Raw genomic sequence first — 17,801 nt, forward strand, 5'->3', positions numbered from 1 at the left:
CCTCTGCCCGAACGCCTGCAACAATCGCTGCCCCACCCGCGGGGCCCGGCGACGACAGGGACGGTCAGCGATGCAGGAACTCACCTCCGCGCAGTGCGTGATATTCGACTTCGACGGCCCGCTGTGCCGCCTCTTCGCCCGCCGCCCGGCCCCCGCCATCGCCGGGCGCCTGCGCACCACGTACGGGCACGCACTGGCGGATACGGCGGCCTCCGAGACCTCGGACCCACTGCGCCTGCTCACCCTCGCGTTCAGCACATCGTCGCCGGGCGAAGCGCTGGGAGAGGGGGAGGGAAGGGGAGCGGCTTCGGTCACATGCGCGACTCCAGCCAGGGGGGCGGCACCGGTCACGGAAACGGCACCGGTCACCGGGGCGACGGGCGCAGGGGCGACGGGCGCGGCACCGGTGCGCACCCGCCCCGTACCGGGCGAGACGGCCCGCGCGATCGAACGCTCGCTGACCGAGGAGGAGATCGCCGCCGCGGTGGACGCCTTCCCCACTCCGTACGCGGACACCCTCGTGCGCACCCTCTGCGCGACGGGACGCACCGTGGCCGTCGCCACCGACAACTCAGCCGCGGCGGTGGAGCGTTACCTCTCCGGACGCGGACTGCTCGGCCTGTTCGCGGACCGCGTCCGCGGGCGGACCCTCGACCAGGCCGGCCCCCGGCTGAAACCCGACCCCGACTGCGTGGAACGCGCCCTCCACGCCTCCGGCGCCGCCCCCGCCGACGCGGTGATGATCGGCGACTCCGCCCGCGACGTACGCGCAGCCCGCGCGGCCGGCGTCGCCTTCGTCGGCTACGCCCGCAACGAGCGCAAGGAGCGGGAGCTGAGGGACGGCGGAGCCGAGACCATCACCACGTCCCTGCGCGACGTCCTCCTCACCGTCGACCCCCTCGCCCACGTCTAGATCACCACCCCGCTGCCGCGTCAGGACGCCGCCGGCGCCCCCTGTGACGCCGCCACGTGCGGCCCGGACGGGAAACATCGCGGGGCCGAAACAGGCCGCGGGCCGCCACCGTCCGTACGCTGGCACCATGACAGACGCACCCACCCCCGAGAGCGACGAGCCCGCACACGACCCCGAGGTCCTGGAACTCGCCCAGAAGGTGTTCGACCTGTCCCGGCACGGCGACACCGACACCGTCGCCGCCTACGTCAACGCGGGCGTACCCGCGAACCTGACCAACGACAAGGGCGACTCCCTCCTCATGCTGGCCGCCTACCACGGCCACCCGGACACCGTCCGCGCCCTCCTCTCGCACGGCGCCGACCCCGACCGCGCCAACGACCGGGGCCAGACGCCCCTCGCCGGCGCGGTCTTCAAGGGCGAGGACGAGGTCGTACGCGTGCTCTTCGAGGCCGGTGCCGACCCGCAGGCCGGCGCACCGTCCGCCATCGAGACCGCCCGCATGTTCGAGAAGCAGGAACTCCTCGCCCTCTTCGGCGCACCCTGACAGGCGCCCTTTGGCACGCGTCCCTGACAAGCGCCCTGGGCGGACGACCCGCCCAGGGGGTCACGGGGTGCGCGGAGGAACGTGGCTCAGGGAGCCGACGAGAGACCCAGAGCCTCCTCCAGCGCACTGGGCTCCCGGTAGAGATGCCCTCGCATCCCCAGCGCCACGGCCGCCGCGACGTTCTCCTGCCGGTCGTCCACGAAGACGCAGCGCTCCGGGGCGACCCCCGTCCACTCCGCCGCCATCCGGTAGATGGCCGCGTCCGGCTTGGCCACCCCCACCCGGGCACTGTTGACGACGTGATGCGCCAACCCGTCGAGCCCCAGCGACGCGAGATCGTCGTCCAGTTCGGCCGTCCCGTTCGTGACCAGCACCAGCGGCATACGGGCGCGGGCCCGCCGCAGTATCCCGACCACCTCCGCGTCCGCCCGGAACGGCGCCTGCGCCAGCCCCGCCGCCAACGCGCGCGCCCGCTCCCCCGGCACCCCCAGGCCGGCCAGCCCCTCGGCGACCGACACCGCCCACTCCGGCTTGCTGATCCTCCCCAGCAGCAGCGGCCTGCCCCGCTCCGGCGCGAACGCGAGGCGCGCCGTCGTACCGGCCGCGAGACCCGCGTCGCGTTCGAGCCGGGCCAGCGGTTCGGTGTCGTAGTACCGGATCACGTCGTCCACGTCGCACAACACCGCGTCGAAACCGGCGGAGGGAAGGCGGAGGGGGCTCGTCACGGGCGCATCCTCACACGAGGACCCGACCACGGAGAAGGGGCACAGGCCGGGCCACGGGCGACCGAGCGACGGGAGCGAGGGACCGCGGCGAGGGCCCGGTGCACGGGTGACCGGCGACCGGCGACCGGCGACCGGCGACGAACGGCTGGGGATCACTTCGGTTTGCGGGCCTCGATGAGGAAGCGGGCGGAGTGGGCGACGAACGGGCCGTCGGTCTGGATGCGGTCGTGCAACTCGCGCAGCCGCGAACGGTACGCCTCGACGGTGAAGCCGGGCACCATCCAGACGACCTTGCGCAGGAAGTAGACGACCGCACCGACGTCGAAGAACTGCATACGCAGCCGCTCCGACCGCAGGTCGACCACCTCCAGACCGGCCTCCTCCGCTTCCGCCCGCTCGTCCTCGGGGCGCCGGTGCCCGCGTGCCTCGGGCTGGGGGCCGAGGAAGTACTCCACCAGCTCGAACACGGACGCGGGCCCCACGTGCTGGGCGAGGTAGGCACCGCCGGGCTCCAGCACCCGGGCGATCTCCGACCACCACGCCCGCACCGGGTGCCGACTGGTCACCAGGTCGAACGCGCCGTCCGCGAACGGCAGCGGAGGCTCGTCGGTGTCCGCCACGACGATGACACCGCGCGGGCGCAGCAGGGCCGTCGCCTTGGCGACGTTCGGCGGCCACGCCTCGGTCGCAGCCATCGCCGGCGGCAGCCTCTCCGTCCCGGCGAGGACCTCCCCACCGCCGGTCTGGAGATCGAGAGCGGCGGACGCGGTGGCGAGCCGGCCGCTCATCCGGCCCTGGTACCCCCACGAGGGGCGTTCCTCTGTCGCTCGGCCCTCCAACCACGAGAAGTCCCAGCCCTCCACGGAGACCGAGGCAGCCTCCTCCATGAGCTCCTCGAACGACCGGGTCCGCTCCACGTCCGCATGTGCCATGGCCGCATCCTCCCCGCTCCCCCGCCCTGCGACCAATCGAATTCCCCCTCGTCGAGCGGGGAACTCCGCACGCCGGCGCATTCGCCTCTTCAGGCCCGGGCAGGCCGGGTGGCTCCGTGACGGCGACGCCGGGTGGGGCGATCTCGCCGTCACGGCCGGGTGGTGCCGAGGCGTACCACCTCCCCGCTCTCCAGCGCGACGTAGAGATCTCCGTCAGGGCCGACCGTGAGACCGTGCGGCTCCGCGTCCGGGGACGTCAGGGGGTGTTCGGTGATCCGTCCGTCCGGTGTGCGAGCCGCGATCCTGCCCGTCGCCCACTCGGTGACCCAGCAGGTGCCGTCCGGCGTCCTCGCCACCGCGTGGGGGCGGCAGCCGCGGTCCGGCAGCGGATACTCGTCCACCCGGCCGTCCGTGGTGATGCGGCCCAGCTGCCCCGCGCCGATCTCCACGAACCACAGCTCTCCGGAGCCGTCTTCCTTGCCGGGGCCGCTGGTGATGCCCACGGGGGCGGCGCCCTCGGTGGGCACCGGGTGGACGGTCACCGTGCCGTCGAGGGCGATCCGGCCGATCGCGTCCGCCTGGTTCAGCGGAAACCACAGCGCGTCGTCCGGGCCGGCGACGAGCGCCGAGGGGAAGCCGTCGCACGGCAGCGGGAACTCGGTGACCTCGCCGTCTGTCGTGATGCGGCCGATGCGGTGGGCACTGGTCTCGGTGAACCAGAGGGCACCGTCCGCACCCGCCGCGATGCCGTACGGTCCGCACTCGGGCGTCGGCAGGGCGAACGACTCCGCCCGTCCTTCCACGGTGATCCGGCCGATGCGGTGGTCCCGGCAGCGGGTGAACCACAGGGCACCGTCGGGCCCCGGCGTGATGACCGCGGGCCCGCAGCCGGGGGCGTCCAACGGGTGGGTGGTCACCCGGCCGTCCAGGGTGAGGCGGGCGAGGGCACCGGCGTGGACCAGCGTGGCCCACAGCGCTCCGTCCGGCCCGGTGACGACGTCGTAGGGGCCCGCCTCGGCGCCGAAGGCGGCCACCGTCCTCACCTTCGCCGACGAGCCGGCGTGAGGTGGCGCCGAAGAGGAGTGAGTTGCCGCCGTGGGCGTATGGGGGTGTGTCACGGGTGGCTCCTGTCGTCGGCCGCTCCCAGCGGAAGCGGTGCTTCCCCTTCCAGCGCGAGGTGGGCGCCGCGCCAGCGCTGCCGCAGCCTGCGGTCGTGGCTCACGACGACCAACGCGCCGGCGTAGGCGTCCAGGGCCTCTTCCAGCTCCTCCACCAGGGCGGGGGAAAGGTGGTTGGTCGGCTCGTCGAGCAGCAGGACATCGACCGGTTCGGTCACCAGGCGGGCCAGCGCCAGGCGTTGCCGCTGGCCGGTGGAGAGCCGCGCCACCGGCACCTCGAGCCGCTCCGCGGCGAACAGCCCCAGCGACAGCAGCCGTTCCGCGTGTTCCTCAACCGGCCCTGGCCTGCCCTCCGCGTAGGCGTGGAGGAGCGACGCCCCGGCGGCGGCCGCGACCTCGGGGTCCTGGGGGAGGTGGCCGATGCGGCCGCGCCGCGAGATGCGGCCGGTGTCGGGCTCCGCGCGGCCTGCCAGCACGTCGAGGAGGGTGCTCTTACCCGCGCCGTTCGGCCCCGTGACCAGCAGGCGCTCACCCGCCGCGACCGTCAGGTCCGTGCGGGCCAGCCTGCCGCGCACGCTGAGGTTCTCGGCGTCCAGCACCGTGCCGCGCAGGCCGGATCCGCTCAGCGCCGCGGTGCATCGCAACGGCACGGGAGGGGGCGGAACGGGGTCGGCCAGCAGGCGGCGCAACCGTTCCTCGGCGTTGCGCACGCGGCCGGCGAGGGACTGCTGGACACGGCCCGCCGCGCGGTCGTACGCCATCTTGTTGCCGTCCTTCATGGCCCGGCCCGGGGCGACCCTGCGGGCCGTGGTCGCCGCCGTCTCCCTGAGGTGCTCTGCCTCCGCCTGCCAGCGCTCGTGGGCTTCCGCCCAGCGGCGGCGGGCGGCCGCCTTCTCCGCGAGATAGCCCGCGTAGCCGTTGCCGTAACGGACCACCTGGTGACGGTCGGCGTCCACCTCCCACAGCGTCGTCGCGACGCGTTCGAGGAAGGCGCGGTCGTGGGAGACGGCCAGCGTCGTGCCGCGGCGGGTGCGCAGATGGTCCTCGAGCCAGCGCAGCGCGGCGTCGTCGAGGTGGTTGGTCGGCTCGTCCAGCACGAGCACCTCGGGGCTCGCCGCCAGCAGCGCGGCCAGCCTCAGCCGCACCCGTTCTCCTCCGGAAAGACCTCCCACGGTGCGCTCGCGGGACAGCACCCCGAGACCCAGCCCGTGCAGCGCACGTTCGACGCGGGCCTCCGCCTCGTAGCCGCCGCGCAGCTCGAAGGCTGTCAGCAGCTCGCCGTACTCCCGCTGCGCCTTCTGCGAGTTCGGAGACGGCCGCCCGGCCGCGTCGGTCTCCGAGATCGCCGCCTCGAGGGTGCGCAGGCGCTGCTCCATGTCGCGCAACTCCCGCAGCGCGCCGTCGATGACCTGCTGGACCGTCAACGCGGGCGGGAGCCGCTCTTCCTGGGCGAGATGGCCGACGCCGCCCTCGGCGTGGACGATGATCTCTCCCTGATCGGGTTGCTCCTGCCCGGTGAAAAGGCGGAGAAGTGTCGTCTTGCCCGAGCCGTTCTCGCCGACGATCCCCGCGCGTTCACCCGCCGAGAGCGCGCAGCTCACTCCGTCCAGAACCGTCCGGCCCGCATACGACTTCGTCACGGCCGAGGCCGAGATCTGGGTAGGCATCCACGCTCTCCACAGCGATCGAGGGTGAAGCGGCCTGGGCAGGCCGCAGGACCGGGGACACGCTTCGGATGAGCATCGGCGGTTTCCTCATTCCACGTCGTCGTACGTGCGGGCAGCACCCGCCACGCTTTTACCGCGACACCTGTCGCGTTAAGATGGTGACACGGCAACCCCTCGACCGCAAGAGCAATCCGCGGCCGGACGAGAGCGGAAGAGAAGGGACAAGACCGGACGAAGGCGACGGGAGCGAGCGGGGAGGGCGAGGAGACCGGGCGGGAACGGATAGGGGAGCGTGGACGGATACGTGAGAAGAGCGAGGAGCCCGGAGGCGCTGTGGCGGTGACGAAGAAGGAAGCGGAAAGCGGCAGCGAGGCGGCGGAACCGCCGCCCTCCGCGGCCCGGCGCCCCGGCGGACGGACGGCGCGCGTGCGCGACCAGGTGCTCGCGGCCGTCGGTCCGCTCCTGGTGGAGCACGGGTTCGACGGGCTGTCCGTGGACGCCGTGGCCGCCCGCTCGGGCGTCCACCGTGCGACGGTCTACCGGCGTTGGCGCGACGTCGGCGGACTCCTCGCCGACGTCCTGGACGCGGCCGGCGCGGACAGGTGGACGGCGCCGGACACCGGCTGCCTCGAAGGGGATCTGCGGGCGCTGAACGAGGAGGTGCAGGACGCGCTGAGCGAGGAGTCCTCCCTGGCCAGGGCGTTGATCGCCGCCTCCTTCCGCTCCGCGGGAGCAGCGGACGCGCTCCGCCGGTTCTGGGAGGACCGCTACGAGCGGTGCGCGCACGTGGTGGAGCGCGCCGTCGCGCGAGGCGAACTCGCCCCGCCCGTGGAGGCCCGCAGCCTCCTGGTGGCCGCGACCGCCCCTCTCTACCACCACCTGGTCCTGCTGCACGGCGCCCCGGACCCGGCGCTTCCCGGCGAGGCGGCCCGCACCGCGGTGCTCGCGGCCCGGGCGGGAGCGTTCGGTACGCGGAGCCGCACGGGGTGACCCCGCAGTCGCCGGAGCGAGGGTGCAGCCCGGAAGACCGAGCGCGCGCCCCCGCCCCGACGAGCTGCTCACCGCGGAGGGAAGCCGGCTACCGCAGTGGCGCGACGGCCGACGTGAACGGCCGATATGAAGCGTGGTCCGGGGCGCGGTGTGTCGCCGTCACCCGTCGGCGGCCTCCACGACGTCCGCCACCACGCAGCTCACGTTGTCCGGGCCGCCCGCCTGGTTGGCGAGGCCGACCAGGGTGCGGACCGCGTCGTCCGGGTCGGTCGCCGCGCTCAGCGTCTGACGCACGCGTGCCGTGGGGACCACCGCGGACAGCCCGTCCGAACAGAGCAGGTACCGGTCGCCGAGACGGACGCCATGGAGCCGCAGCTGGGCGCTCGGCGAACTGTTCTCCCCACTCCCCGGCGCTCCGCTCTCCGTCCCGGCGCCGCTCTCAGCCCCCGCGTCAGCCTGCTCCCCCGCACCCCGGCCCATCTCGCTCACGGTGCGTGCCGCCGTCTCGCCGCTGCCGCCGGTCAGGGCGCGTGCCAGCAGGGCTCGCTGCGGGTGGGAGGCGGCCTCCTCGGGGCTGAGACGCCCCTCGTCGATCATCGTCTGCACGACCGTGTGGTCATGGGTGATCTGGAACAGCCCGCCGTCCCGCAGCAGATACGCACGGGAGTCACCGATGTGCACGAGAGCCAGTCGGGAACCGGTCCACAGGGCGGCGGTGAGCGTGGTGCCGCTCTCGTGGGGCGCGTCACCGGACGCGGCGGCACCGTGAACGGCACGACCCGCCTCGCGCACGGCCTCGTCGAGCAGGTTGAGAAGGTCCCCCGCCGAGGCGGCGCCGGCACCGCTTGCCGACCGTTCGACGTCGTCTGCCGGCCACTCGGTGTCGATTGCCGACCGCCCGGCGTCGGTTTCCAGCCGTTTGAAGACGTCGACGGCGGCGGCGCTCGCTGAGCCGCCCCCGGCGCCGAAACCGTCCGCGACGGCCAGCAGCCGCTCCCCCGCGTACGCCGTGTCCTGGTTGTTTCCGCGGACCCGTCCGGCATCGGTCAGTGCCGCGTACCGGATGCCCAACGGAGCGTGCGGCGTCGGCGACGGGGCGTCGGACGCGTGCCACCGGACGTTCCCGGTCGTCTCGTTCTGCTCGGTCATCTCGAGCCCTTCCTTGTCTGACAGGTGGTCGATGAGGAAGGTGGCCAGGTCGCGGCGGACGGTGGTCTCCGCCTCCACCGCAGCCCAGTAGGCCCGCACCTCGCGCGCGGCGCATCCGGCCGGTGCCCCCGGGCGCGCGGAGGAGCCCGGCACCCCGGCGTCCCGGCCCGAGTCCGCGAGCTCGCACACGCGTTGGATACGGGCGAGTGGCATGCCGAGGCGCCGCAGCCAGGCGACCAGCCTGGCCCGCTCCAGCTGCGCGGGCGCGTAGAGGCGGTAACCGCTGAACGGGTCCACCCTGGCGGGTGTCACCAGACCGAGCCGGTCGTACAGCCGCAGGGCCTTCGGCGACAGCCGTGACGCCTTGGCGAAGGCCCCGATGGTCAGCAGCTCCGTGCCCATCTCGCCCGTCGTCCCTTCCTCTTCGTACCGGGCACCGCGCCCGGCCCCGCCGATGCTCCGGTCTTCCCCTGGGGGAAGGTCAACGACCCTGCCGACGCCACACTTGCAAGCAAGGTGCTTGCAAAAGTTAGCGGACGGGTGCAGTCTGGGGACATGGCCTCGCTCAATGTCGGGAACCTCGGGGAGTTCCTACGGGAACAACGGCGCAACGCGAAGCTGTCGTTGCGGCAGCTCGCGGAGGCCGCCGATGTCTCGAACCCGTATCTGAGCCAGATCGAGCGCGGCCTGCGCAAGCCGAGCGCGGAGATCCTGCAGCAACTGGCCAAGGCCTTGCGGATCTCGGCGGAGACGCTGTACGTGCAGGCGGGAATTCTCGACGAGCGGGACCGCGAGGACCTGTTGCAGGTGCCGGCCGCCATCCTCGCGGACTCCTCGATCAGCGAACAGCAGAAGCAGGCGCTGCTCCAGATCTACGAGTCCTTCCGCAAGGAGAACGCACAGCAACGGGTGGCGGACCCGCCGAGCGCGGCGTCCGCCGAGTAAGTCCGCCCGAACCCCACAATCAGCACAGAGCGCAACGACCGACCGGCGCGTTCCAGGAACGGAGCACGTACGGGAGCACCGGAGCACGGGAGCACCCCGGGCGAGCACCGGCGCGCCGGAACACCGCACACGTGCGGATCAGTCACGACGGACGGCAATCTGCCTTCCCGTCACGCGAGTTCAGCCACGAAAGGCGTACCCTCATGCCCATCGCGAACGACCTGCGCAAGTCCCTCACCGACCCGACGCCGCTCTACTTCGCCGCGGGTGTCGTCGACAAGATCCGTGAAGAGGCGCCGCAGGCACTCGCCTCGGTCCGCGAGACGGACCCCAGGGAAGTGCAGGCGAAGCTCACCCAACAGGCCAAGGAGACGCAGGTCAGGGTCAGCGAGACGCTCAGCGGGATCGACACCGACATCAAAAAGCTCCGCGAGCAGGCCCAGCACTTCGCGCTCCAGGGCGTCGGCTTCGCCGCGGAGTACGCGGTCAAGGCCCGTGAGGCCTACGACGAGCTGGCCGTGCGCGGACGGGAGGCCGTCAAGAACTGGCGTGGCGAGGACGACGGGTCCGGCGCCGCCGAGGTGACCGTGGAGCGCGAGTCCGCCACGTCCGTGAAGATCGCCGAGCCGCCGGCCGAGGAGACCCCCGCGGCCAAGGGCTCCGCTGCGCGCTCCGCGACGGCCACGGACAAGGCGGCGGCCGCGACGGCCACGGACAAGGCGGGCAAGCCCGGAGGTGCCGCGGCGGCCGACGGCGGCGCCGGAGCCGCCGCCGGGGCGAAGTCCGCCGACGCCAGGACCGCCGGCGGCAAGAACGGCACCACCAAGACGGGTACCGCTCGCAAGACCACCCCCGCGGCCCGGAAGCCGACGCCGAAGAGCGAGTCCTGAGCCCCGTGGGCACGGGAGGGGAACGGGCCGGGCACCATGCGCGTGCCCGGCTCGTTCCCCCTGTGCTGGGGTACGGTGGCGGCACAGCCGCCCGCAAGAGTCAGACACGGCTCCGAGACCGACCGGGAGTGTGAGCACGATGTTGTTCGACGGCTTCCAGCTCACCGTCATGGCGCTGATCAGCGTCGTGCTGCTCGCTCTGGCGGTGTTCGCCTTCGTGGACAGCGCGCTGCGGCGGGAGGACGCCTACCGCGCCGCGAGCAAGCAGACCAAGCCGTTCTGGCTGATCGTCCTGGGCCTCACGGCCCTGGTGAACGTGTTGCAGATCCCCTTCTTCCTGTTGCAGATCATCGGCCTGATCGCCACGATCGTGTACATCGTCGACGTGCGCCCCGCCCTCAAGCAGGTCATGGGCAACAGCCGGCCCCGTGGCGGCGGCTGGGGCCGCCGCAGAGGAGGCAGCAGCAGCGACGGCCCGTACGGACCCTTCAACGGCCGGTGACGCCGGCGACGCGGCCGGCTCGGGTCAGCGGGAGCGGTCCAGGAGAAGGACGGCCACGTCGTCGGTCAGTTCGCCACCGTTGAGGCGGCGGACCTCGGTCATCGTCGCCTCCAGCAGCCCCTCGCCGCTGGCGCCCTCGGCCAGCCGGCGGGCCACGAGGTCGAGCATCCCTTGCTGGCCGAGCCGCTCCCTGCTGTCCGTACGGCCCTCGTCCACGCGCCCCTCGATCAGGCCGTCCGTGTACATCATCAGGCTCCAGGAACGCCCCAGGGTGACCTGCCGGCGCGGCCAGCGCGCGTGCGGGAGCAGCCCGAGCGCAGGGCCGCTCTCGTCGTACGGCAGCAGCCGGGGTGCCGCCCCCGCTCCGCCCGCGAACAGGGGGGAGGGGTGGCCTGCGAGGCAGATACCGGCGCTGCGGCCGTCGGAGGAGATGTCGACGGTGCACAGGGTCGCGAAGATCTCCTCGCTGGCCCGTTCGTTCTCCAGCACCTTCTGCAAGGTGCTCAGCAGGGCGTCCCCGCACAGCCCGGCGAAGGTGAGGGCGCGCCAGGCGATGCGCAGTTCGACACCGAGGGCGGCCTCGTCGGGGCCGTGGCCGCACACGTCGCCGATCATGGCGTGGACGGTGCCGTCAGGGGTGCGGACGGTGTCGTAGAAGTCGCCGCCCAGCAGGGCGCGGGAGCGGCCCGGACGGTAGCGCGCGGCGAACCGCAGTTCGCTGCCTTCCAGGATCGGTCTGGGCAGCAGCCCGCGCTCCAGCCTGGCGTTCTCCTGGGCCCGCAGCCGGCTCTCGGTCAGCTGGCGCTGGGCCAGATCGGCGCGCTTGCGGGCGACGGCGTAGCGGATGGCGCGGGTGAGCAGCCTGCCGTCGAGTTCGTCGCGGAAGAGGTAGTCCTGTGCGCCGACCCGTACGGCGTCCGCGGCCCGCTCGGCGTCGCTGCCGTCGGTGAGGGCGAGCACGGCGTGGCGCGGTGCCATGCGCAGGACGCGGCGCAGGATGTGCAGCTCGTCGGGCTCGGCAGGGGGCTCCGCCGGCGGCCGGCCTGCGGGGGCGTCGGCTGCCTGGTCCGTCACCCGTCCCGCGGTGCGGGCCCCCGCGGTGGCGGGCTCTTCGCCGCCCCCGCGCTCCTCACGCAGCCCGTCGTGCCGGTCCTCCGGCCGCTCCTCGCAGCGGTTCTCGCACGGCAGCGCGAGGTCGAGCAGGATGCAGTGGACGTCGTCGGTGAGCAGTCGTGCGGCCTCGGTGAGGTTGCGGGCCGTGCGGACGCGTACGGGCTTGCCGTAGGCGTCGAGCATGCGGGGCACGCTCACCGCCCCCGCCGGGTCGTCCTCGATGACCAGCAGGGTCAGACCGCCGCCGGTTCCCGGCGCGGCCTGCTGGGCCGGTGCGTCGGCGGGCTGCGCCGCCGTTCCGGCCGCGGGCGCGCTTGCGGGCATGCTGAAACCTCTCCCTCCCCCGAGGGCGTGGTGCGCGCCGTGCGGCGGCCACCATGGCTCGGCCCGGAACGGCGCGCGGTGGTCGGGCGCTCGTCATCCCGGGCTCTCCGGAGGGACCTTAGCTCCCTCGGCTGCGCGGATGGAATGGCCCGCCTCCGCCCACCGCTGTCATATGCCCCCGGCGAAGCGGAAGTTCACCGCAGGCCGGAGCCGTATTCCGTGGCCGTTACATGACCAAGCTCACGCGCGGAAAGCCGCGAAAACGGGCGAAGGGATATGCCCGCAGAGGTCTGCTCTGTCTCACTTGTCGGGACGTACCACACCCAGGATCGGCATGGAGCCCGCCCCCTCGACGGTGATCTGCCGGCCGGTGCGGGGCGCGTGCAGCAGCGCTCCGTCACCGACGTAGATCCCGACGTGGCTGGCGTCCTTCTTGTAGATGATCAGGTCGCCGGGGCGCATCTTGCCGACCGGCACGTGCGGCAGCTGCTTCCACTGCTCCTGCGAGGTACGGGGGATGCGCACGCCCGCGGCCTCCCAGGCGCGCATCGTCAGGCCCGAGCAGTCGAAGGTGTCGGGCCCCTCGGCCCCCCACACGTAGTCCTTTCCGAGCTGCTTGGTGGCCCACTCGACGGCGCGCCGTCCGGCCGGGGAGGCCTTGCCGTCGAGGCCGTCGAGCACCCCGGACTTCAGCCACTTCGCCTGTTTCGCCTCGGCCGCCTCGTCCTCCAGCTCGCGCAGCCGCTCGCGCTCCTCCGCCTTGAGACCGGCCTCGATCTTCTTCGCCTGCTTCAGCCTGCCGTTGATCTTCTTCTTCGCCGCGGCCTTCTTCTTGCGGGTCTTCTCCAGCTTCTGCCAGGCGTCGGAGGCGTCCTTGGCGTCACCGCGGAGCCGGGAGCGGGTGTCGGTGAGGGTGCCGATGAAGGAGCGGGTGGCCTGCTGGCCCTTGTGCGTGAGGGAGAGCCCGCGCAGGAAGTCCTCCGGGTCGTCGCTGAGCATCAGCTTCGCGGCCGGCGGCACGCCGCCGCTGCGGTACTGGGCACGTGCCATGGCGCCCGCGGTGTCGCGGAGGGTGTCGAGCTTGCCCTGGGTGGTGTCGATCCGCTTGGCGAGTTCGACGATCCGCTTCTGCTGCTTCTTGGTGGCGGACTCGGCCGCGTTGTACGCGTCCGTCGCGGACTCCGCCTTGTCGTGCAGCCGCTCGATCTCCTTGCGGATCTCCTCCAGGTTCGGCCCACCGCCCCGCTCCCCGGCACCGGCTGCCGAGCCCGAACCCGAACCCGTACCGGCGCCGCCCGTCCCCGGCCGTTCCGGATCGGCGTGGGCGGTGCCGAGCGCGGGCCCCGCCAGCAGTACCAGTGCGCAGGCCACGACGAGCGGGCCGTGCCGTCCGGACGACGGGAGGGTCGAGCTGATCAGCGGCCGTCTCACCCGGGCCACCCCCATTTCCGTATGGTCAACTGGGGCCAGTGGAGCGGATAGTGCCATGCCGGTCCGAAAGACAACAGAGGAACGTACTGACGAGTATCAAAGACGGGACGCCCGCCCGGCCGCGGCCTGGCAGTGCACCGGGCTGACCGCCGAGGTTCACTCGGCGTTCACTCAGCTCCGTCGGCCGCTTCACCTGATCTGTCTAATTTCGGCCTTACGAAGAGCGCGGCACCCCCCACGACAGGGACCGCGCCCCATAGCCAGAGAGCCCGACGGCCGGCCGGCCGTCGCTCCCGGGCCAGGAAGGAACTGAACGACAGTGAAGCAGCTTCAGCGCACGAGCCGGCTCCGCACCGCAGCTGTCGGCGCTCTCACGGTGTGTGGCGCCCTGGTCCTGAGCGCCTGCGGCTCGGACGACAACTCCGGCGGTTCCGGCAGCGAGACCAGCAAGGCCGCCGGCAACATCAGCTGCGGAGGCGAGGGCAAGCTGCTGGCCTCGGGCTCCAGCGCCCAGAAGAACGCCATGGACGTGTGGACGCAGACCTACCAGTCCGCGTGCGACACCACGCAGCTCAACTACAAGCCCACCGGCTCGGGCGCGGGTATCCAGGAGTTCCTCCAGGGCAAGACGGCCTTCGCCGGCTCCGACTCGGCACTCGAACCGGGCGAGGTCGCCAAGTCCAAGAAGGTCTGCAAGGGCGGCCAGGCCGTCGACCTGCCGATGGTCGGCGGCCCGATCGCCGTCACGTACAACCTCGAAGGCGTCGACGACCTGGTGCTGGACGCCGAGACGCTGGCCGAGATCTTCGACTCGAAGATCACCAAGTGGAACGACCCGGCCATCAAGAAGCTGAACCCGGACGCGAAGCTGCCGAGCACCAAGATCCAGGCGTTCCACCGCTCCGACGAGTCGGGCACCACGGACAACTTCACCAAGTACCTGAACACCGCGGCCCCCGGCTCCTGGAAGCACGAGCCCGCCAAGGCGTGGGCCGGCAAGGGCGGCCAGGGCGCCGACGGTTCCTCCGGGATCGCCACCAACGTCAAGCAGAACGACGGCGCCATCGGCTACGCCGAGCTGTCGTACGCCACCGGGAACGACCTGAACACGGTCAAGCTGGACACCGGCGCGAAGGAGCCCGTCGAGGCCACCACGGGCAACGCCTCCAAGGCGATCGCCGACGCCAAGGTCGTCGGCCAGGGCAAGGATCTCGCCCTGGAGCTCAACTACAAGACCCAGGCCGAGAGCGCCTACCCGATCGTCCTGGCGACGTACGAGATCGTCTGCGACCAGGGCAACAAGAAGGAGACGCTGGCCGCGACGAAGTCCTTCCTGAAGTACACCGCGAGCGAGGACGGCCAGAAGGCCCTCGCGGAAAAGGGCTACGCGCCGATCCCCGAAGAGATCATCACCAAGGTCCGTTCGACGATCGACGGCCTGAAGTAGACCGTCGGCAGGCCGTCCGGCCGTCGGCCTGGAACAGGCCGGAAGCAGCCTGTCGGAGGGAGCGGTGGCGGTGCCGAGGGCACCGCCGCCCCCTCCACCCACGCGACCCGTGCCCTGAATATCCGCAATTGCACGGAACGCCGAACGATCCGGTGCACCGCCGAAGGGCCACTCCGCGCACCACGCCGAGCGCGGCGGCCCGCACCAGTCAGACCGGAGAAACCATGGCTACCGACCACCCACCCGCGGCAGCGGACCCCGCACACCCAGCGGTCCCCTTGAAGGGCGCCACCCGGAAGGGTGACCGAATATTCCTCGGCCTCTCCCGGGGCTCCGGCATCGCCCTCCTGGCGATCATGGCCGCGATCGCCGTCTTCCTCACCTGGCGCGCCGCGCTGGCCATCAGCGCCGACGAGGCCAACTTCCTCACCGCCTTCGAGTGGGACGCCAACGCGACGCCGCCCCGCTTCGGCATCGCCGTCCTCGCCTTCGGCACCGTCGTCAGCTCGCTCATCGCGATGATCGTCGCCGTCCCCGTCGCGGTGGGCATCGCGCTGTTCATCTCGCACTACGCGCCGCGCAAACTGGCGACCCCCCTCGGCTACGTCATCGACCTGCTGGCGGCCGTGCCCTCCATCGTCTACGGCCTGTGGGGCGCCCTCTTCCTCGTCCCGCACCTGAGCGGCCTGTACGAGTGGCTGGACGACTACTTCGGCTGGAGCGGCATCCTCACCTACGAGGGCGGCGCCGCGCGCTCCCTGTTCACGGCCGGCATCCTGCTCGCCATCATGATCCTGCCGATCGTCACCAACGTCTCCCGCGAGGTCTTCCGGCAGGCGCCCAAGATGCACGAGGAGGCCGCCCTCGCGCTGGGCGCGACCCGGTGGGAGGTCATCCGCGTGTCGGTGCTGCCCTTCGGCCGCTCCGGCGTCATCAGCGCCTCCATGCTCGGTCTGGGCCGGGCGCTGGGCGAGACGATGGCCGTCGCGACGGTGCTCTCGCCCAGCTTCCTCATCCACGCCAGCCTGCTCCAGCCCGGCGGCGGCACGTTCGCACAGAACATCGCCGCGGGCTTCAAGGAGGCCGGCGCCACGGGCCGGGACGCGCTGATCGCCTCGGGCCTCGTCCTGTTCGTCATCACCCTGCTGGTCAACGGCGCGGCCCGGCTGATCATCGCGCGCCGCAAGGAGTACTCGGGAGCGAACGCATGAGCCGACCCGTAGTGGCCGACGCGGCCCCCGTCGCCCCCGTCGACGCCCCGTCCCCCGCCGCCTCTCTGTACCGGCCCCGGCTGCCGCGCTGGGCACCGCTCGGGCTGGTCGCCGTCGCCGCCGCGCTGGGCACCGGCATCGGCCTGGTGGCCGGGCTGGACAGCCGCATCCAGTGGGGCCTGATCGCCGCCCTGCTCTACGTCGGCCTGACCGCCGTTCTCGCCGGCGCCGTCGAAGGCACCCGGCAGGCCAAGGACCGGCTGGCCACCAGCTTCATCTGGGTCTGCTTCCTGCTGGCCGTCATCCCGCTGGCCTCCCTCATCTGGGAGACGGTGGCGCGGGGCGTCACGGTGCTCGACGGGTACTTCCTGACGCACTCCATGAACGGTGTCATCACCATGGAGTCCGGCGGCGGGATCTACCACGCGCTGATCGGCACCCTCGAACAGGTCGGCCTCGCCACGCTGATCGCCGCGCCCGTCGGGCTGCTGACCGCGATCTACCTCGTCGAGTACGGCACCGGGCGGCTCGCCAAGGCCGTCACCTTCTTCGTGGACGTCATGACCGGCATCCCCTCGATCGTCGCTGGCCTGTTCGTCCTCTCGTTCTGGATCATCATCCTCGACTTCGGCTACTCCGGGTTCGCCGGCGCCATGTCGCTGGCCATCTTGATGATGCCGATCGTCGTGCGCTCGACGGAGGAGATGCTGAAGCTGGTCCCGGGCGAGCTGCGCGAGGCGTCGCTGGCGCTCGGCGTGCCGAAGTGGCGGACCATTCTCAAGGTCGTCCTGCCGACCGCGATCGGCGGCATCACCACCGGCATCATGCTGGCCGTCGCCCGCGTCGCCGGCGAGTCGGCCCCCATCCTGCTGCTGGTCTTCGGCTCGGCCTCGATCAACGGCAACCCCTTCGAAGGCGCCCAGTCCTCCCTGCCGTACTACGTCTACGAGCAGTGGGCCAACGGTAACGAGCCCTCCTACGACCGCGCCTGGGCCGCCGCCCTCGTGCTGATCGCCTTCGTCATGATCCTCAACCTGGTCGCCCGCGGCATCGCCCGCTGGAAGGCCCCCAAGCACTAAGGGAGTGATTCCCGTGGCCAAGCGCATCGACGTCAGCGGCCTTTCCGCCTACTACGGCACCTTCCGCGCCATCGACGACATCTCCATGACCGTCGAGCCGCGCTCCGTCACCGCCTTCATCGGCCCCTCGGGATGCGGCAAGTCCACCTTCCTGCGCACCCTCAACCGCATGCACGAGGTCACCCCCGGCGGGCGGGTCGAGGGCAAGGTGATGCTCGACGACGAGGACCTGTACGGCACCGGCGTGGACCCGGTCTCCGTGCGCCGCACCATCGGCATGGTCTTCCAGCGGCCCAACCCGTTCCCGACGATGTCCATCTACGACAACGTGGCGGCGGGCCTGCGGCTCAACGGCGACCACAAGAAGAGCGAACTCGACGGGATCGTCGAGAGGTCCCTCAAGGGCGCCAACCTGTGGAACGAGGTCAAGGACCGGCTGAACCGGCCAGGATCCGGCCTCTCGGGCGGCCAGCAGCAGCGGCTGTGCATCGCCCGGGCCATCGCCGTCGAACCCCAGGTGCTGTTGATGGACGAGCCCTGCTCGGCCCTCGACCCGATCTCCACCCTCGCCATTGAGGACCTCATCGGGGAGCTGACCTCCCGGTTCACCATCGTGATCGTGACGCACAACATGCAGCAGGCGGCGCGGGTCTCCGACCGCACTGCCTTCTTCAACCTCGCGGAGGTGGGCGCCCCGGGGAAGCTCGTCGAGATCGACGACACCGAGCGCATCTTCTCCAACCCGTCCGTCCAGGCCACCGAGGACTACATCTCGGGACGCTTCGGATAGCCGCTCCGGCGGCCCCTCGACGGCCCGC

The 17,801-nt window shown here is 72.0% G+C and carries 17 protein-coding genes; 10 read left to right on the forward strand and 7 right to left on the reverse strand.

Annotation, left to right across the window (positions count from 1 at the left end):
- The first annotated feature begins 70 nt into the window (after nt 1–70).
- Nucleotides 71–913, forward strand: coding sequence for an HAD family hydrolase (locus DQ392_RS15975; RefSeq protein ID WP_114016258.1), 843 nt, complete (start codon nt 71–73; stop codon nt 911–913).
- A gap of 127 nt (nt 914–1,040) precedes the next feature.
- Nucleotides 1,041–1,460 (forward strand): ankyrin repeat domain-containing protein, encoded by a 420-nt coding sequence (locus DQ392_RS15980; RefSeq protein WP_114016325.1) that lies wholly within the window; start codon nt 1,041–1,043, stop codon nt 1,458–1,460.
- 86 nt (nt 1,461–1,546) lie between these two features.
- On the opposite strand, the gene DQ392_RS15985 is transcribed toward DQ392_RS15980, so the two are convergent.
- The 4 genes from DQ392_RS15985 to abc-f all read right to left on the reverse strand — a co-directional run bounded on the left by DQ392_RS15985 (nt 1,547) and on the right by abc-f (nt 5,902).
- Nucleotides 1,547–2,185, reverse strand: a complete 639-nt coding sequence (locus tag DQ392_RS15985; protein WP_245981517.1) for an HAD family hydrolase — start codon at nt 2,183–2,185, stop codon at nt 1,547–1,549.
- Nucleotides 2,186–2,337: 152 nt separating this feature from the next.
- The gene (locus tag DQ392_RS15990; protein WP_114016259.1) at nt 2,338–3,117 is read right to left on the reverse strand and encodes a class I SAM-dependent methyltransferase; all 780 of its coding nucleotides are present in this window, start codon (nt 3,115–3,117) and stop codon (nt 2,338–2,340) included.
- Nucleotides 3,118–3,266: 149 nt separating this feature from the next.
- Nucleotides 3,267–4,151 carry a Vgb family protein gene (locus DQ392_RS15995; protein WP_342774946.1) on the reverse strand — a complete coding sequence of 295 codons (885 nt, stop codon included), beginning with the start codon at nt 4,149–4,151 and terminating at the stop codon, nt 3,267–3,269.
- 80 nt (nt 4,152–4,231) lie between these two features.
- Entirely contained in the window at nt 4,232–5,902 is a 1,671-nt protein-coding gene (gene abc-f / locus DQ392_RS16000; protein WP_114016261.1) for a ribosomal protection-like ABC-F family protein, read from the reverse strand.
- 339 nt (nt 5,903–6,241) lie between these two features.
- Between abc-f and DQ392_RS16005 the strand changes: the two genes are divergently transcribed.
- A complete protein-coding gene (locus DQ392_RS16005) occupies nt 6,242–6,892 on the forward strand; it encodes a TetR/AcrR family transcriptional regulator (RefSeq protein ID WP_114016327.1) in 651 nt (216 codons plus the stop codon).
- Nucleotides 6,893–7,051: 159 nt separating this feature from the next.
- Here DQ392_RS16005 and DQ392_RS16010 read toward each other — a convergent pair whose 3' ends face one another.
- Nucleotides 7,052–8,443 (reverse strand): MerR family transcriptional regulator, encoded by a 1,392-nt coding sequence (locus DQ392_RS16010; protein WP_114016262.1) that lies wholly within the window; start codon nt 8,441–8,443, stop codon nt 7,052–7,054.
- A 153-nt stretch (nt 8,444–8,596) separates the two neighbouring features.
- Here DQ392_RS16010 and DQ392_RS16015 point away from each other — a divergent pair, with 153 nt between their 5' ends.
- From DQ392_RS16015 to DQ392_RS16025, 3 genes are all read left to right on the forward strand, one after another.
- Nucleotides 8,597–8,986: a helix-turn-helix domain-containing protein gene (locus DQ392_RS16015; RefSeq protein WP_114016263.1), complete on the forward strand. Its 390-nt coding sequence runs from the start codon at nt 8,597–8,599 to the stop codon at nt 8,984–8,986.
- 203 nt (nt 8,987–9,189) lie between these two features.
- The gene (locus DQ392_RS16020) at nt 9,190–9,876 is read left to right on the forward strand and encodes a hypothetical protein (protein ID WP_114016264.1); all 687 of its coding nucleotides are present in this window, start codon (nt 9,190–9,192) and stop codon (nt 9,874–9,876) included.
- 139 nt (nt 9,877–10,015) lie between these two features.
- Nucleotides 10,016–10,378, forward strand: coding sequence for a DUF2516 family protein (locus DQ392_RS16025; protein ID WP_114016265.1), 363 nt, complete (start codon nt 10,016–10,018; stop codon nt 10,376–10,378).
- Between the two features lie 24 nt (nt 10,379–10,402).
- Here DQ392_RS16025 and DQ392_RS16030 read toward each other — a convergent pair whose 3' ends face one another.
- The gene (locus DQ392_RS16030; RefSeq protein WP_114016266.1) at nt 10,403–11,815 is read right to left on the reverse strand and encodes a PP2C family protein-serine/threonine phosphatase; all 1,413 of its coding nucleotides are present in this window, start codon (nt 11,813–11,815) and stop codon (nt 10,403–10,405) included.
- A 300-nt stretch (nt 11,816–12,115) separates the two neighbouring features.
- Nucleotides 12,116–13,261 carry a C40 family peptidase gene (locus DQ392_RS16035; protein WP_114016267.1) on the reverse strand — a complete coding sequence of 382 codons (1,146 nt, stop codon included), beginning with the start codon at nt 13,259–13,261 and terminating at the stop codon, nt 12,116–12,118.
- 304 nt (nt 13,262–13,565) lie between these two features.
- On the opposite strand from DQ392_RS16035, the gene pstS reads away from it, so the two are divergent.
- The 4 genes from pstS to pstB all read left to right on the forward strand — a co-directional run bounded on the left by pstS (nt 13,566) and on the right by pstB (nt 17,773).
- Nucleotides 13,566–14,693 carry a phosphate ABC transporter substrate-binding protein PstS gene (gene pstS / locus DQ392_RS16040; RefSeq protein ID WP_114016268.1) on the forward strand — a complete coding sequence of 376 codons (1,128 nt, stop codon included), beginning with the start codon at nt 13,566–13,568 and terminating at the stop codon, nt 14,691–14,693.
- A gap of 224 nt (nt 14,694–14,917) precedes the next feature.
- Complete coding sequence (pstC, locus tag DQ392_RS16045) at nt 14,918–15,904, forward strand: phosphate ABC transporter permease subunit PstC (RefSeq protein ID WP_114016269.1); 987 nt, start codon at nt 14,918–14,920, stop codon at nt 15,902–15,904.
- Nucleotides 15,901–16,983: a phosphate ABC transporter permease PstA gene (gene pstA / locus DQ392_RS16050; protein WP_114016270.1), complete on the forward strand. Its 1,083-nt coding sequence runs from the start codon at nt 15,901–15,903 to the stop codon at nt 16,981–16,983. The genes pstC and pstA overlap by 4 nt, the downstream gene beginning before the upstream one ends.
- Nucleotides 16,984–16,996: 13 nt before the next feature.
- Nucleotides 16,997–17,773: a phosphate ABC transporter ATP-binding protein PstB gene (gene pstB, locus DQ392_RS16055; RefSeq protein ID WP_114016271.1), complete on the forward strand. Its 777-nt coding sequence runs from the start codon at nt 16,997–16,999 to the stop codon at nt 17,771–17,773.
- Nucleotides 17,774–17,801 lie beyond the last annotated feature (28 nt).

The sequence above is a fragment of the Streptomyces reniochalinae genome, from assembly GCF_003323735.1.
Classification (GTDB): Bacteria; Actinomycetota; Actinomycetes; order Streptomycetales; family Streptomycetaceae; genus Streptomyces; species Streptomyces reniochalinae.